At 39.3% G+C, this 16215-nt stretch carries 14 protein-coding genes and 2 pseudogenes; 4 read left to right on the top strand and 12 right to left on the bottom strand.

Features of this window, described 5'->3' with window-relative positions; all coding sequences use genetic code 11:
- Nucleotides 1-195 precede the first annotated feature (195 nt).
- Nucleotides 196-696, top strand: coding sequence for a CD3073 family putative ECF transporter S component (locus RCG23_RS07330; RefSeq protein ID WP_308179188.1), 501 nt, complete (start codon nt 196-198; stop codon nt 694-696).
- Entirely contained in the window at nt 686-1150 is a 465-nt protein-coding gene (locus tag RCG23_RS07335; RefSeq protein WP_308179189.1) for a CD3072 family TudS-related putative desulfidase, read from the top strand. Before RCG23_RS07330 ends, RCG23_RS07335 begins: the two co-directional genes overlap by 11 nt.
- A 93-nt stretch (nt 1151-1243) precedes the next feature.
- On the opposite strand, the gene aspA is transcribed toward RCG23_RS07335, so the two are convergent.
- Nucleotides 1244-2686: an aspartate ammonia-lyase gene (gene aspA / locus RCG23_RS07340; protein WP_308179190.1), complete on the bottom strand. Its 1443-nt coding sequence runs from the start codon at nt 2684-2686 to the stop codon at nt 1244-1246.
- Nucleotides 2687-3099: 413 nt separating this feature from the next.
- Here aspA and RCG23_RS07345 point away from each other — a divergent pair, with 413 nt between their 5' ends.
- Nucleotides 3100-3237 (top strand): hypothetical protein, encoded by a 138-nt coding sequence (locus tag RCG23_RS07345; RefSeq protein ID WP_308176049.1) that lies wholly within the window; start codon nt 3100-3102, stop codon nt 3235-3237.
- A gap of 62 nt (nt 3238-3299) precedes the next feature.
- Here RCG23_RS07345 and RCG23_RS07350 read toward each other — a convergent pair whose 3' ends face one another.
- The 9 genes and pseudogenes from RCG23_RS07350 to proC form a co-directional block, all read right to left on the bottom strand.
- Nucleotides 3300-6191 carry an ATP-binding protein gene (locus RCG23_RS07350; RefSeq protein WP_308179191.1) on the bottom strand — a complete coding sequence of 964 codons (2892 nt, stop codon included), beginning with the start codon at nt 6189-6191 and terminating at the stop codon, nt 3300-3302.
- Nucleotides 6181-6549, bottom strand: a complete 369-nt coding sequence (locus RCG23_RS07355) for a response regulator transcription factor (protein WP_308179192.1) — start codon at nt 6547-6549, stop codon at nt 6181-6183. Before RCG23_RS07355 ends, RCG23_RS07350 begins: the two co-directional genes overlap by 11 nt.
- A gap of 5 nt (nt 6550-6554) precedes the next feature.
- Nucleotides 6555-7772, bottom strand: coding sequence for a hypothetical protein (locus RCG23_RS07360; protein WP_308179193.1), 1218 nt, complete (start codon nt 7770-7772; stop codon nt 6555-6557).
- A gap of 44 nt (nt 7773-7816) precedes the next feature.
- Nucleotides 7817-9169, bottom strand: coding sequence for a hypothetical protein (locus RCG23_RS07365; protein ID WP_308179194.1), 1353 nt, complete (start codon nt 9167-9169; stop codon nt 7817-7819).
- Nucleotides 9067-9792: a hypothetical protein gene (locus tag RCG23_RS07370; RefSeq protein WP_308179195.1), complete on the bottom strand. Its 726-nt coding sequence runs from the start codon at nt 9790-9792 to the stop codon at nt 9067-9069. Before RCG23_RS07370 ends, RCG23_RS07365 begins: the two co-directional genes overlap by 103 nt.
- Nucleotides 9789-11200 (bottom strand): annotated as a pseudogene (locus tag RCG23_RS07375) (glycosyltransferase). Before RCG23_RS07375 ends, RCG23_RS07370 begins: the two are co-directional and overlap by 4 nt.
- 162 nt (nt 11201-11362) lie before the next feature.
- On the bottom strand, nt 11363-12241 hold the full coding sequence (locus tag RCG23_RS07380; protein ID WP_308179196.1) for a hypothetical protein: 879 nt from the start codon (nt 12239-12241) through the stop codon (nt 11363-11365).
- A 1-nt stretch (nt 12242) separates the two neighbouring features.
- Nucleotides 12243-13859, bottom strand: coding sequence for a GGDEF domain-containing response regulator (locus RCG23_RS07385; RefSeq protein ID WP_308179197.1), 1617 nt, complete (start codon nt 13857-13859; stop codon nt 12243-12245).
- Nucleotides 13860-14044: 185 nt separating this feature from the next.
- Nucleotides 14045-14857 (bottom strand): pyrroline-5-carboxylate reductase, encoded by an 813-nt coding sequence (proC, locus tag RCG23_RS07390; RefSeq protein ID WP_308179198.1) that lies wholly within the window; start codon nt 14855-14857, stop codon nt 14045-14047.
- Nucleotides 14858-14969: 112 nt separating this feature from the next.
- On the opposite strand from proC, the pseudogene RCG23_RS07395 reads away from it, so the two are divergent.
- Nucleotides 14970-15580, top strand: a pseudogene (locus tag RCG23_RS07395) (DNA-3-methyladenine glycosylase).
- Between the two features lie 29 nt (nt 15581-15609).
- Here the strand turns inward: RCG23_RS07395 and RCG23_RS07400 are convergent.
- Nucleotides 15610-16008, bottom strand: coding sequence for a cytidine deaminase (locus RCG23_RS07400; RefSeq protein ID WP_308179199.1), 399 nt, complete (start codon nt 16006-16008; stop codon nt 15610-15612).
- Nucleotides 16009-16034: 26 nt separating this feature from the next.
- Nucleotides 16035-16205, bottom strand: coding sequence for a XapX domain-containing protein (locus RCG23_RS07405; RefSeq protein WP_308179200.1), 171 nt, complete (start codon nt 16203-16205; stop codon nt 16035-16037).
- Nucleotides 16206-16215 lie beyond the last annotated feature (10 nt).

A 16215-nucleotide genomic window follows, 5' to 3' on the forward strand; every position in this document is an offset into this window, starting at 1 on the left:
ATGCTCTTATTACAAAATCGCCATTGACCGTAAAAATATTTCTTTACATACATGGAAAAATAGTTAAATAATGTTAATATAGGACAGAATTCATATTTTAAAGGAGTTGAAGTATGTGAGAAACAGGAAAACGCTTATTCTCGTTTATTCAGCTATGGGGATCGCCTTAAACGTGGTTTTGGGAACTGTTATATCATGGTTGAAAATCCCGCTTCTTTTTTAGATACGATTGGAACAGTGTTAATTTCCGTTTTATTTGGTCCTTGGTGGGGCTCACTTACAGGCTTACTTACCAACGCTGTAATGGGAGTGACAACAGAACCTTCAGCAGTATTTTTTGGTCTTGTCAATGTAGCTATTGCTATCGTAACAGGGATTATCGCCCGAAAATTTGATTTCAAAAAATGGTATGTTGCACTGTCAACCGGTTTCTTGCTCTCAATTATCGCTCCACTTATTGGTACTCCTATTGCAGTCGCACTGTTTGGGGGTCTTAATGGCAGCGGAATGGATTTAGTTGTCTTATGGGCGCGGTCTGCTGGAGAAAGCATATTTGCTTCTACTTTCATTTCTAGAATAACAGGAAATTTTGTAGATAAAATTCTTACCTGCCTAATGATCATGTTTTTATTAAATAGAATACCTGGTGTCAAAAAAATTTACACACAAAAGAAAGATTCTAATCATGCAGCGTAGTAAACAAATACTTCTAGTTTCACATTGTATTATCAATCAGAACACTGTGATAGAAGCAGAAGCAAGAGCTCTTGGAGCAATCCCCTCTGTCATGGAATGGGCAATAGAAAAAGGTTTTGGGATTGTACAGCTGCCATGTCCTGAGTTTACATTTCTTGGTCTTGAACGCCCACCTATGACCTATGAAGAATATGACAATAAGAAGTATAGAGATCATTGTCGTAAAATACTCGAACCTTTTGTATTCCAACTGAAAGATTATATTAAAAATGGCTATAATATAGCCGGTACTGTCGGCATTCAGAGCAGCCCTTCCTGCGACCCTGGACGTGGCGTTTTTATGGAAGAGCTGAAGTCGCTGCTGACAGAAAATCAAATTAAGATAGAAACCTTTTGGCATCTTCCTAATACAGAAGACGCCATATTTGATAGCAATCTTCACAAAGCGGATTAACCTCTCATTTCAAACATCACAAGTAATTATTCATTCATTTAATTGCAAAAAAACCCAACAGACTTTCAGGGATCTGTTGGGTTTTCCATTATATTATACTTCCAGCAAAGTCTTATTCTTGATTAGCTCTTTCCCTGCAATTCCAGGATCCGTCATTTCATAGGGATGCAGAATGATGTCCAATTCCACTTCTGTTAGTACCTTTTTTTCAAGGCATAGCTCTCTAACCGATTTACCTGTTTCAATTGCTTCTTTGGCGATAGCAGCTGCCGTTTCATAGCCAACATGGGGATTGATTGCGGTTATAATTCCGACACTATTGTTTACATAGTTCTCCATTCTCTCCCGATTGGCTTCTATGCCTTCTAGGCAATGCATGCGGAAAACGGTAAATACATTCGTCATGATTTTAATGGATTGAAGCAGATTAAAGACTAATACCGGCTCCATAACATTAAGTTCAAATTGGCCCGCCTCAGAGGCAAGGCAAATCGTATGGTCATTGCCAATCACCTGAAATGCTACCTGATTTAAAACCTCAGCCATTACTGGGTTAACCTTACCAGGCATAATGGATGATCCTGGCTGGCGTGCAGGAAGAATTATTTCCCCTAACCCTGTGCGGGGTCCTGAAGCCATTAGCCGCAAGTCGTTTGCGACCTTTGACATATTCATCATGCAAACCTTTAAAGCAGAAGATACTTCTAAATAGCAGTCAGTGTTTTGTGTGGCATCCACTAAATGTTCTGCCTTCTTCAACGGAAAGCCGCTTATTTCGGCAAGGCTTTCCACCACTTTTTCTATATAGTGAGGATCTGCGTTCAGCCCTGTACCGACAGCAGTTGCACCCATGTTTACTTCATAAAGATTTTCCCTAGAATGCCGGACTCTTTCAATATCTCTTTTTAGGACTCTGGCATATGCTTCAAATTCCTGTCCCAGGCGGATTGGTACTGCATCCTGGAGATGTGTCCTGCCCATCTTGATTACATCATTAAATTCAATTGCTTTTTGTTCAAAGGCTTGATGAAGCTTTTCCATAACCTCTAATAAAACTTCAAGAGAGGAAAGGACAGAAATATGGATAGCAGTTGGGAAAGCATCATTTGTTGATTGCGCCATATTAACATGGGAGTTTGGACTAATTGCATGATAGTTTCCCATCGGCTGGCCAATTAATTCAAGAGCGCGATTTGCAATGACCTCATTTGTATTCATGTTTATGGAAGTTCCTGCTCCGCCCTGTATGGGGTCGACAATAAATTGTTCATGCCATTTTCCTTCGATCACTTCATCAGCCGCCAAAATGATAGCGCTTGCAACCTTCTCTTCAAGCTGACCGATTGAATTATTTGCAATAGCTGCTGCCTTCTTTACAATTGCCATAGCCTTTATTAGACTTTTTTCTATCTGATAGCCTGTTATTGGAAAGTTTTCAACTGCCCTTAGAGTTTGCACACCATAGTAAGCTTGAATTGGAACTTGTTTTTCACCTAAAAAGTCTTTTTCTATTCTGTATTCGGTACTCATACCCATGTTTAACGCCCCTTTGTTTACCTTAAATAATACGTTTTCTAATTTGCACATTATCATCCTACCATAACAGCGTCTATTAGAATAGATGCCTATACAGGACAATTTACTCTCCAAAAGCCGGCCATTGATCTAAATGGAAATCTATTATTTTTAGTATAAGTATTTAAAATTCAAAGGAGCACTATTTCACAAAATATTCTTATTTTTTTGGTACCGTACGTTCATCATTTTGCCAAAATAGAGTAAAGCACCTTAAAATGAATCCCTAGAACAAAAGGCGCAAGCGCCCTGGTTAGCCCCGACAGGCATAAGACGAATCACGCAGTCATCCTCGGAAAAGCTATCGCTTTTCCTTCGTGCGATGCGGATGCTTCCGAAGTGTTCCTTGTCCTATTTCTGGAGTGATTTGGCTTATGACCCCGAGCTGCTCCAAGCATCACCTAAAGGTCATGCTTGGAGCAAGATATTCAAAGGTGCTATTCAAAGGTGAAAACTGGCTGGGTGCTGGAGCTAGATTAATACAACTTGTAGAAGTTATTCACATCATTTAATTTTATAATTTCCTAGACGATAAAAAAAGGCCGCTTTTTAATGCGTGCCCTCATTGAAGTATTCATACTTTCTTTACACTGTCTTCATTTTGTGGCACAAGAATTTGGCCAATCTTTCCAACCTTTAATAGAGTCTGCATAATTGCTTTGGACAGCTGGCTTGTTTCGTATGGCTTCACTAAATATTCCTTTGCCCCTAAAGAAAAACCTTTTTCTTTATCATCGAGAGCCGAGGAAATAATGATTGGAATATGCTGAAGCCTTCTATCCTGCTTCATTTCCTTCATTAAGCTCCAACCATCCATTTCATTGTCTTCCAGCATGATGTCCAGCACTAGTGAATCCGGTATTTCATGCTTCATGTAATCCAGCGCTTCCTTTCCTCTTTTAAAAGCTGACACACTGAATCCGCTCTCCTGCAATTCCTGAATCATTAGACCAGCAAGGCTTATATCATCTTCAACTACCATAATTTGATATCGGTCGGCTTGCTCTTTACCTTTCTCCTGTTCCATAAAGTCATCTCTTCCTTGTACTGTCGGGAATGAAACCGTAAATGTACTGCCTTTACCATACTCGGATTCCACGGAAACCTTTCCATCATGCGCTTTCATTATCTCCTGGACGATGGCTAAACCAAGTCCCGTTCCACCTATTCTTCTTCGGTCGGAATTATCTACACGATAAAATTTAGTGAAAAGCTTGTCTAAAGAATCTTTAGGAATCCCTAATCCATTATCTTTCACATCGATTTTCACTGAATCATTTGTTAGGTATACAAGAATTTTGATCTTGCCGCCTACTGGAGAATATTTAATGGCATTATTAATCAGGTTGGTAAATACCTGCTCGATTTTTGTTCGGTCTCCTAGAATAAGCGGATTGGAAACGCAAGATTCAAGTGTGATATCATGCTGTTCGGCGTTTATCTTTTGCAGTTCAATGACTTTTTCAAGTATCGGTTTTAATTCAATATATTTCTTCTCATAAGTAAGTTTGCCGGCTTCCATTCTCTGTACATCCAGAAAATCATTTATTAGAGCAGTTAGCCGCTTCGCCTCATTAAAGATGGTGGATAGGTATTTCTTTTGTCGTTCAGGCTTTAATTCACGATTGAGCATTAGCTCAGTGAAGCCAAGAATACTCGCAAGCGGAGTCCTCAGCTCATGACTTACAGTACTGACAAATTCCGATTTGATTTGGTCCACTTCATATTCTTTTGTAATATCACGATGTACCAAAACCGTTCCCAGCTTTTCTTCACCTTTAAATAAAACCTCGCTATAGACTTTAATTATTTTTTTCCCGTCCTTCAGCCTGTAAATAAACGTATTTTCGCTGTGAAATGTTTCTACATCAGGATGGATAGCTTTTTGGAGAAAAAGGCTGAACTCTTTTTCCTCAACGAATTCTGCCATGCGGGCTGTCCATTCTTCCCATCCCATGCCAATTAATGATATATCTTTCTCATTAAACATTTCGCATAATTGATCATTGATTTGTAAAATCGTTCCATTTGAATTGATTAGCTGGATACCTTCCTTAATCGTATCCAGAATATCCTGATTCCTTTTACGGTCCTCTTCTGATTTTTCATAAAGAGAGATTTTATCAAGTGATATACCAATATTTTTCGCCAGGGCCATGTACTCATCGAGGCTCGATTGCTCGAATTGATATCCGTAACGGGTAAATACCATTACAGCAGCCACATCGTCACCTGTTGATAAAACGGGCAGGTAAAGGTCATGGCAGTAAAAATCACCTTCATGGTATCCCTTTTCATGTGAGGTTAGTTCTCTTCTTATCGTAAATGGTTCTTTTACAGCAGAAAGACGTTCATACAGGCCGCTATCCATGTGATGGAGAAATTGTTTAATTCCGCTTTCAGACACACCGTATGAACCGTTCGACTTATCGGGATAAAGCGCAATAATTCCTTTTTCGGCATCAATTATTTTGCACATATTGGCTACAATGCTCTCTAAGACATCCTGTTTATCAAGGGAATTGGAAATTTGATTAATTAGCAAATTCCGGTTCTTTAATTTCTCCTCATTTTGCTTCCGAGTCTCCAATGCTTCTTCCAATTCGAGCTGCTGCGCCTGGAGTTCGTCCTGCTGGGCAAGCAGCTCTTCATTCTGTGCCATTAAGTCTTCTTCTTTTTCCTGAATCTTCCTTGCCATTTTACTGAAAGCCTGGGATAGGATGCCTATTTCGTCTTCCCGGCCAGCCCCTATCACGATAGATGCCATATGAGTACCGCTTGCAATATCATTTGCTGCCTCGGTAAATTGTGACAGCGGCTGCCCCACCTTACGGAATATGATTCGGATAATCCTAAATACCATTAAAAGAATAACCATAATAAACACAAGAAAACCACTTTGTATAAACGTTTGAAGTTTAATTAAACGTTTAAAGTTATTGTCCAGGTTCTGATTTACAACCTTCAAATATGCTTGCAGGCTATTTTGGAAGCTGCTAACTTTTGCTGTAGCCTCCGTATTGGCCGTTTTAATCACAGCATCCATGTTTCCATTTTCAAAATCACGGAATGCTAAGGGCAAAGTCTTAACAAAATAATAATCAGTAAACTCGGATAATTTCTTCCCTAAAAGCTTGTCCTCTTTAGAAGAATCCAACTGATTATATTTTTTAATCAAAGCCCTGATTTGCTTTTCTTCTGAAAGAGAGCGTTTCTTTAATGCAGGGTTCTTTAACGCCAGGTATCCTCTTGCATCAAAGAATGCCTGATCAAAATCTTCTTTAATTTCTCGAATAATTAGCTCCTTTGTTCTCAACTCCGTCCTTTGGGAATAATAGGACTGATTAAGAGTATGAATCGAAAATAATAAGATTGCGGACCCTATTACAAAAACAAATAGAAAAGTCCCCATAAGGGCAACAAATTGCCTGGAAAGACTTCTTTTTAGATAGTCATTAATTTTCATTGAGAATTTCCTCTATTTTTTCTAAAAGATCCAAAGGGCTAAATGGCTTTGCCATAAAATGATTTGCCCCTGCCTGGAGGATTTTTTCCTGTTCAAACTTTTGGCTTTTTGCTGATAGCATTAAAATTTGAATTTCCTGATTTGCCTGGTCAGACCTTACTTTTTCAATGATTTCAAGGCCAGTAAATACTGGCATCATATAATCCAGAATAATCAAATCATATTCATTTTTGATAATTAGATTTAACGCTTCCTGTCCATCTGCCGCTTCATCTACAACGTAATCTTCATCTTCAAGTGTATCCGTGATAAGCATTCTTAATATTTCCTCGTCCTCTGCCAACAAAATTCTTTTCATTTTCCTTATTCCCCAATTTCAACTGTATGATATAGGTTTCTCATTATTTGGTAGGATACCTTAAGCCGTTCGTAAAAAGCTGGCTCGTCCCACTCTTTCCATTTGTATATATAAGCATCCTTTTGATTAATCTGGTTATTGACTATTTGCGGAAACGATCCCTGGACTTGCCCATTTTCTGTTTCAACTGCTGCAAGCCGGATTCCTTCTGTCTTTTCACTCCCCGTTAGACCACTTCTCCACAAATCACCCATTACTTCCTTTAAGCTGGGATCCTTGACATTAAGTAGCTGCCAGGGGATTCTTCCTTCAATCGTTTTATGATCCTTGCTAATGCTTATATCGGTTAAAGAATCAAAACCTTTATGAAATGGATTTGCATCACCGAACTTGAGAAGGCCTGTTTCATAATCCTGAAAAGGAATAACCTTACCCGTTTGGGGAATTTTTAATTCTTTATTAAGCGCAAGTCGGATTGGATGGAATACACCATTATTTTTTTTATTGGCGTAGCTTTTTTGAGGGATCATTTTTAAAATCTGGCCGTACTGATAATAGAAGCTGTCATAGTAACTGTCTACAAGTACTCTTGAACTTTCAGTTCTGCTGATTTTAATAAGAAAATCAATTCCATAGTCTGTTTTCAACTTTTCTCGATTCCCTATCGGAATGGAGGTTTGTCCCTGATCGGCTTTTGTGTCTAACAGAAGATACATGTCCTGCTTCTGCAAATTAACAGGTTTATTAAAAGTTAGCAGGAAGTAAAGATAAGCCGGATCAGATGAAATGCTTACCCTTCGCAATCGGTCTTGTTGATCCTTTGAAACATATGCAGGCTTCGTTCCTGCTTTCTCCCAATCTCCTGCTTGTCCATCAACCAAAATTGATGTGTCCTTTTTCCCAGGTTCGAAACCTAATACTCCAAAGTGCTGCTCGTTTGTCTGCATATTAGACCAATAAGGCCTTCGATCAGAATTATCAAAATCCATTGTATTCCATGTCCGCTTGAACCACTCATCCTGCCAGGTGAAAACCAGTCCTCCTGCATAGCCTTCATCAACGATAGAATGGAAAAGACGGGCATCAATCTGGCCCTGCTCCTTTTCTGAATGGAAGCCCTGGTTCATACCGAAGGCGTTGCGGTGAGTCAGCCCGCGGGAAGCAGGTACCCCAAATTCCGCCACAAGTACCGGCATGTGATGCGCCTTAATCAGGTCGTGCAAATAACCTGCATAGCTATTCTTTTTCCCTCTCGAGTCGACAAATTTTAAATAATTTTCATCATAATTAAGGAAATCGGGATAATACGGATAAACATGGTAGGAAGCAAATAACCCTGCCTTGAAAGCTTCTGTCTTATTGATATGATTTGGATTAACAGAAACAAGATCTTCCTTTTGAAGGGGTTGGCCGGATGCTTCAGCAAATCAGTCGTTACCCAGTTCGTAAAACTCATGGAATGCTGCCATTTATATTGCTCTGTTTCGTATTGAGCAGCATAGTCCATCATTTGTGCAAGCCAGGTTTCAAATGGCGAAGCACTTTCTGTTTTAAAGTAATTACCCGAAAACTGATGTACCTCCCCATTCTTCAAATTGGTTTGTGTAACCATTTGTGGATCCCATTCTATGCCGACAATAAAACCAAGAACATACTTGGAAATATCATATTTGTACAAACCGGATGCATGTCCCGGCCGCGCAGGAATATTTGCATTCCCATGGATGATGTCTACCATATGCTTGATTTCAGTACGGGCATCCTCCATATTTTCCTTTGCAAATGCATTTTGCGATTTCACCAGGTTTTCCTCATTCACCCATGAACCATGAAAAAGATATAACGGCTTTTTAGCCGTCTGGTTATATTCATAAAATGCTTCATAAAAAGCAGGCGGATGCAAGGTATACACCCTGATAGCATTGGCATTCATCCGTCCAATCGCCTGGAACCACCTTAGATATTCATCCTTGGAAATAGCTGCTTCACCAGGAAAATTACCAGGCTTTCCAATTCCCATATTTACACCTTTAATTAAAAAGTCCTTCCACTTTCCATTCTTTTGAATTTGGATGTAGGCCTTCCCTGTACGGCTATTTGTTGTTATTCCATCTTTTTCAGTAAGCTCTACTTTATCCTGTTTTATCGTTTGATGGATTCCATTTTTCAATAATTCCTTCATCATTGGGACATATGCATGCCAATAGAAGGAATCCGCCGAGCTAAAATTTCGCTTCCAGACATCCAGACCTTTTGTTTGATAGATTCCTGGAACTTCCGCTTCATCCGCATAATCTCCAGCAAAATAGTAAGATGTATATTTTGCATTCTGATGCGAAATAATGGCCGGGAAGCTGGTTGGGATACCATACCCCTCTAGCAGAGCCTTTGCCTTTTTATTTACTGGGAGCTTATATGACGCCAGTACCTCATCCTGATTTCTTGCTTCATTGATATCAAACCAGTATTTATAATTTGAAGAGATATTCTCCTTAAAGCGTTTCTTTCCTCGCTCAGTTAATTGGAACTGCGCCCCCTGCCCATTAAATCCTTTTGTCCTATGACCACCACAAAATCGTTTTGATTGACTAAAATAAAACCGCCGCCTGAGAAATTCCACTTCTTATTAACTTCGTATTTTTTCTTCACCCACTCCGGCACTTCGATGCTATTGAGATCAGTAAAATACCTTCCTATCCACCCGGACCAATCAAGATTTAATAGGTTTGATATTTTTGTCCTTACCTTTTCAGACGTGGGGCTTCCAAATGTATTAAACTCAGCTATCAGCGTTTTTCCGCTCTTTTTCATTAAGGCATTTTCAATCTTATCCACTTCTTCTGATTGAAGGCCCCCATAGAGGCTTTCTGATCTCTTTCCTGTCTTGTTCTTACCGAAGAATTCCTGTTTATACACTCCATACTGATCAGTCAAATAGATAACATCATATTTATTGAGATTATCTGGCAGATCGGCAATCTTGTATTTATTGTTGTTATTTGGTTTAAATCCTCGGTAATCTTTATCGAGTGAATATTCCTTTTGATTGCTTTTAATATATTTCTCATTGTTAAGAACCCAAACTAGACCTTGATGCTCCCGGTAGGTTTTATCAGGAACGGTTTTATCGACAATTAGGACATTCAAATTTTTAGAATGCTCTACCCTCCAGAGCCAAAAAGGATTTGTAATGGCTATAACAAAAAGAATGGAATATATGATTAAATAGGTTTGTTTATTCATTGTGATACACCTTTTCTTTTCATTTCTCCCCAGCTCTTATCCCCTTTGATCATTTGCCAAATCCCTTCACATCTCCATAAAACAGTCATTGGCCTGTACCAGATGGTCTCTGTCAAAGAATAAAAGAATAGTTTAAAAATATCAGACACCTTTGGGTATTTGGTAAGGCTCCACTCTTCAAGAAGCACAGCTGCCATGGAAAAAATAGACCCATACATGCAAGAAAGAAGGAAGAGTAAAATGGCGAACTCTATATAAATACCTCCAAGGAATAAACAAAGAATGATAAATAGATAACCAGCCAGTTCTACTATCGGGCCAAAAAACTCTACTATCCAAAAATAAGGAAAAGAGATAAAGCCAATTGAGCCATATTTAGGATTAAAGGTCAGCTTCCGATGTGTCCATAGGCTTTCGAACAATCCCCGGTGCCAGCGGCGCCTCTGCCTCCGCAAAAATTTCATGTCCTCAGGTACTTCTGTCCAGCATACCGGATCAGGCACGTAGACAATTTTTTTCTTCAATCCTCTCTCCTTCATCAAGCGGTGAAGGCGGACAACCAATTCCATATCCTCACCAACCGTATCGGTCTTATATCCGCCAGCTTCTACTACCCAGTGCTTAGAGAAGACTCCAAAAGCACCAGAGATGATTAAAAGAAGATTATGTCTGCTTAGTCCAATCCTGCCCATTAGAAAAGCCCTGAGATATTCGATTATTTGCATAATGACCAATGGACTCTCTGATAAGCCAATTTTAAGTATATTTCCATTTTTGATTTCACAGCCATTGGCGATTCGAACACTGCCTCCAGAGGCTATTACTTCCTGGTTGCTGTCGATAATTGGCTTCATTACCTTAAGAAAAGCATCATTTTCAAGAATTGAATCGCCATCAAGAGAGCAAAAATACGGGTAATGAGAAAAATTAAGGCCTGTGTTCAGCGCGTCAGCCTTTCCCCATTTTCCTTGTCTATTAAAAATAGATTAGGGAGAATGGTGGACTGGTAGACCTTCCTCATTGGCTTCGTTTCTATTTGCTTCCTCACCACTTTATTAATTTCAACCATCTCATAGTGTTCGATCATTTTTTCCATGGTGTTATCTTTGGAACCATCATTAACAACGATGATTTCAAAAATTGGATAATTGACGCTTAGCAAAGAGCGGACACTTTGTATAATCCCTGCTTCCTCGTTATATGCAGGCACAATAATGGACACAGGCTTTGTGTAAATTTCATCCATATAATCCTCATAAGTCCGGTCCCGATCAAGCTGATATTCCCTCCGCAGTTGAAAGGTTGAAATAATAAGGATGATAGAGTAAAACATGATTACAATCACCATATAAACAGCTATAAACCAAGCGAAAAATGTTACAATGTCCAACCATTGGATATCCGGCATGTTTTTAAACTCCTTTATGCATCCATTCCCAGGCCATATCTTTAGCAAATATGTCTGAGGAGGAATCCCAAACGCCCTGCAAGATCTCCCTTCCATTTGGAAACTGCATGATTGACTGTCCTGCCTGGGAGCGGACCCACCATGTCTGATCGTGCAGAAGGTCTACCAGGCTTTGCAGCCCTTCTTTTCTTTTATGACGCCTATTAGCTTAGCTGCCATCATTCTTTCCTCCCATTTCCCGGAAGAACACAAAGGCAGAAATGAATCAATATTTGTCACATAACCTATTTCCCCTAAAGTTTTTAAAGCCCTAAGCTTGATTTCACCTGAGTAAGAAGAAAAAATATTTTCAACAAATGACAGATAAGAAAGTTCTTTCTTAACCCCCATCACATCAAGAATGGCATACTGTAATTCCCTTTGGCTTTTATGGAAACCAAGAACAAAGAGATCAAAGCCTTTCCCATCCAGACGAATAAGAATATTGCGGTATTCGTACTCGGATAAGTTTATGAAACGGTTTGTCAAAAGGCCATTTATCTTATCCGACTGCATGGTCGCCAGAATTCTCAGGACATGAATAATTTCATCCTGGGAAATTCTCTTTTTGTTAAGCATTTCATATATATCCCTTAATAGAGATCCCATTTTAAAATCTTCTATATGAAAAAGAGCATTCATCCTTATGCTCCATCTTCCGCTTTTTAATCGGTAACGGTAGTAATCCGTTAAATAATGCTCAGCCAGGCTTGTTAAATTGGCTTTTTCCTCTTCACCCTCCAATAATTCCGCATATTTGCTCAGCAGTTCTTCAACAGCCATTTTATCTATAATGGTTTCTGGCTTAAATTTCCCATTGAACTTTCCTTCGCGCAAAAAAATAAAAATCTGGTTCTCAGAATCCTTTATTTTTAGTTCAACTCTACTCCTCTTCCTAATACCAAATGCTTTTCTAATGACTAAATAAAACAAAAGGGCAAATAAAAGTCCCAAAATAAACAATGTCGCGATCAAAAGAACATATAGTTCATTTTTCACCATCTCAGGACATCCTCTGGATTAATCGTTCAATTCTTGCCTGCAGCTCGGTGATACTAAATGGCTTCGTAACATAGTCGTCTGCACCCAGCTTCAGGGCTCGTGCAATATCATACTCACTCTTTCTGCCAGTAAGCATAAGGACGAGAGCATTTTTTGCATTAGGAGATTTCTTCACTTTTTGCAGAACTTCAACGCCATCCATTACAGGCATCACCCCGTCAAGTATAAGAAAATGCTCTCCTTCTTGTTCAAAACGGTTTGAATCAAAAAATTTCCTTCCATCCTCGAATACCATTATGTTTAATTCATAATTCCTGAGATCCATGGACTGAAGAATTCTCATTAGCATCGTCCGGATAATAGCATCATCATCTATAATGGACACGTAAAGAGGCTGCTTTTTGATAGTCGGCAAAGAACAATTCGCACTTTCTACCCTCGCCCTGCCATTTTCCTTTGCCTTATATAAAGCTTGATCCGCAGCCTTAAAGGCGACATCCAGCGAAGTCTCGGGCGTATCAACGGAATATACCCCTGCAGAAAAAGTCGCATTGAAGGTATGCCCATTTTCATTAAATGTTCTTTGAGAAAAATCATCCAAAAGCCGCGATACAATTTCAACAGCCTGCTGGTTTTCAGTATGCTCAAAAAGAATGATAAACTCCTCGCCGCCATATCTAAAAACACTATCCGTGGTTCGTGTTTGTTCTTTTAAAAAAGTAGCAAATGAAAAAAGAACTTTATCACCTGCAAGGTGTCCAAAGGTATCATTTATAGCCTTAAAATGATCAATATCGAGGACAGCGATTGTAAACGTTTTTGTTAAACGCTTAAGATCATTAATACTTCTTTCAAAAACGGTCTTAAAGAACTGCCGATTATACAATTTGGTCAATTCATCTAGCAGTACGGACTGATCATAGATTTGCTTCCGATGGAGATGACGTTCAAGGCGAACAATCAGTTCTTCCATATCGACTGGCTTTTGAATAAAATCATCTGCACCCTTCCTGTAGGCATTTATCCGGGTTTCCCTATCATTTAATATACTCATCATGATTTTAGGAACAAATTGCCGATTATTGTGTTTTTGCAGATCCTCAATAACCTCAAAACCGTTTTTATTCGGCAAATTAACATCAATGATCACGCAATCCGGATGTAAATCAAAATATTGGCTAACTGCTTTCTCAGCCTTCGTATTAGTAATAACCATCCACCCTTTTTCTTCAAGAGTGTCCTTCAATAAAATCAGCATTGAAACATCATCGTCAATGATCTGGATAAGAGGAACATTATCCCTTGCAGGCTGTACTTTTACCTTTTCGTCTTCTTCAAAGTTCTCGTATTCATAAGTATGACTGATCAATTCGTATAAAAAGTCCCAGAGTTCTTCCCTATTCCATTGGCTGTCAGATTCGGATAATTGGTCCATCAGATTAGAGGAAATTTGATAAAGTCCCCCCAGTTGAAGAGTTCCAGCCGTCCCCTTTACGGAGTGTAAAAAGAGATACACATCCGAATTTGCAATCAGTTTGTTGTCTCTATTTTCAAACCATCCAGATATTTGATCTTTTATTTTTTTAAAAAGCAAATTCTTATATTTATTAAAGTTCATTTTTGCACCTCACTGTTCTTCTAAACGCAGATATAAAAATGAAATAGCTCATTTGTTTATCTATATCAATTTGTAAATATAAGTTTATTATGTAAGGTGCGGGGTTACAATCTTTTTACAGAAGAAACTTGTCTTAAATTGTCGAAAATAACTTGGTAATAGTAAAAATAAGCCCCTTGTGGGACTTATTTCTTTGAATTAGAAAGGTCTACAGTTTTTTTATAGCAGTTATCCATTGCTTCCAGCAATGCACCTCTAAATTGATTTTTTTCAAGCGAGGCGACAGCTTCAATTGTTGCTCCTCCCGGTGTGCAGACATTATCCTTCAATGAACCGGGATGGGCACCGCTTTCCAGAACCATTTTGGCGGCTCCTAAAACAGCCTGTGCAGCCAGGCTGTAAGCCTTTTCTCTCGGTATGCCGAGGCGCACTCCACCATCAGCCATTGCTTCAATCATCATGTATACATATGCCGGGGAAGAGCCGCTGATGGCAGGGACAGCATCCATAAGCCTCTCTTCCAGAATTTCTGTTTTACCGAAACTGTTGAACAAAAGAGTTACTTCAGCAAGATCTGTTTGTGTAAGAGAAGCATTTGGACAAAGGGCAGTCATTCCTTCCCCAACAAATGAAGGTGTATTAGGCATGGTCCGCACCGCTTTTACATTGCGTCCAAAAAAACCTTCAATATCACCCAAAGCAATCCCAGCCGCGATAGTCACTATGATGACATTTTCTTTGACGACTTTTTTTATTTCCTCAATCACTTGGCTATGTAGGTCTGGTTTAACGGCCAGAATGAGAATATCTGCAAAGAGGGCTACTTCCCTATTATCAATAGATGTTAATATATTTAAGTCCCCTTGTACTTTTTGAAGAGTTTCGCCGGTTCTTGCACTGGCCATAATATTTTCCGGTCCAGTTACCTCAGATTTTATTATGCCTTCTATCATTGCCCTAGCCATTTTTCCACAGCCTATAAATCCTATTTTCCTCATGTTCTCAAGCCTTTCTATTTTATCTGCATTTCAAGTTAGTCTATCTTATATTAAAAGATTGAATACAAATTAGAAAGGGAATCATTAAGAGAGGATGAATGGGGGAGTTTTTATGGAGCAACGAAAAAATATCATTCCTGTCGAAAAAGAGTTTTTTAGCCAGCCTACACTGGAGCTTGCGCGTTCCCTTCTTGGATGCCTTTTGATAAAGGAATCGGATGAGGGTACTTCATCTGGATATATCGTCGAGACTGAGGCATATCGAGGGCCAATGGACAGAGCAGCCCACAGCTATCAAAACAGGCGTACTAAGCGGACTGAAATTATGTTTGCCGAAGCAGGCCATGCCTATACATATGTTATGCATACTCACTGCCTGGTCAATGTAGTAAGTGCAGAAACGGGAAAGCCTGAAGCTGTATTAATAAGGCCCTTGAGCCTGATTTGGGTGTCGATTTCATGATGGAGCGCAGGGGTATAGCTGACTTGAAAAACCTTGCAAATGGTCCTGGTAAACTAACGAAAGCAATGGGAATCACAATGGAGGATTATGGGCGATATTTTTGGGAGCCACCCCTCTATATTGCAAAGGGATTTCAGCCGGATTCAATTTCTCAAGGCAGAAGAATTGGCATTGACAATAGTGGTGAAGCGAGGGATTATCCATGGAGGTTCTGGATAACAGGCAGCAGGTATGTTTCACGCCATCAAAAGGTAATGTAAAAAGGCGGGGAAGCTTCCCCGCCTTTTACTTATTTATTTAAATCCTTTGGTGAAAACGCTCCTGGCAGCAGCTCTTCAACACGAATTCTTTGGATATCGCCTTTTAAGTTTGTAAGAACAACCTCCATATCAGGTGCACAAAGTTCTGAAATCACCTGACGGCAAGCACCGCACGGGGGAACTGGACGATCGGTATCAGCAACCACTACCAATTTTTCAAATTGAGTAACACCCACTGAATAGGCTTTAAACAATGCTGTACGTTCTGCACAGTTTGTCATACCATATGCTGCATTTTCAATATTGCAGCCATGAAAAATCTCTCCATCTTTGGCAACAAGCGCTGCCCCTACCTTAAAATTAGAATACGGGACATATGCAAATTCTCTTGCTTTATTTGCTTCTTTAATAAGTGCCTTTTCTTCCATCTGACTCACCCTTCGACAAGGTAATTTTAACTTTGGAAATATTTCGCGATCCAATCAAAGACAACTCCGCCAAAATAAACGCCAAATACGCCCATAACAGCAGAAAATACAGGTGGAGCAGGTAATGGCAGTTTTAAAAATTTAAACAACATGCCTACAACCAGACCTGAAACTAAAGCTAATATAACTTCTTTCATTTTTAACCCT

The sequence above is a fragment of the Neobacillus sp. PS3-34 genome (assembly GCF_030915465.1).
In the GTDB taxonomy this organism is placed as follows: domain Bacteria; phylum Bacillota; class Bacilli; order Bacillales; family Cytobacillaceae; genus Neobacillus_A.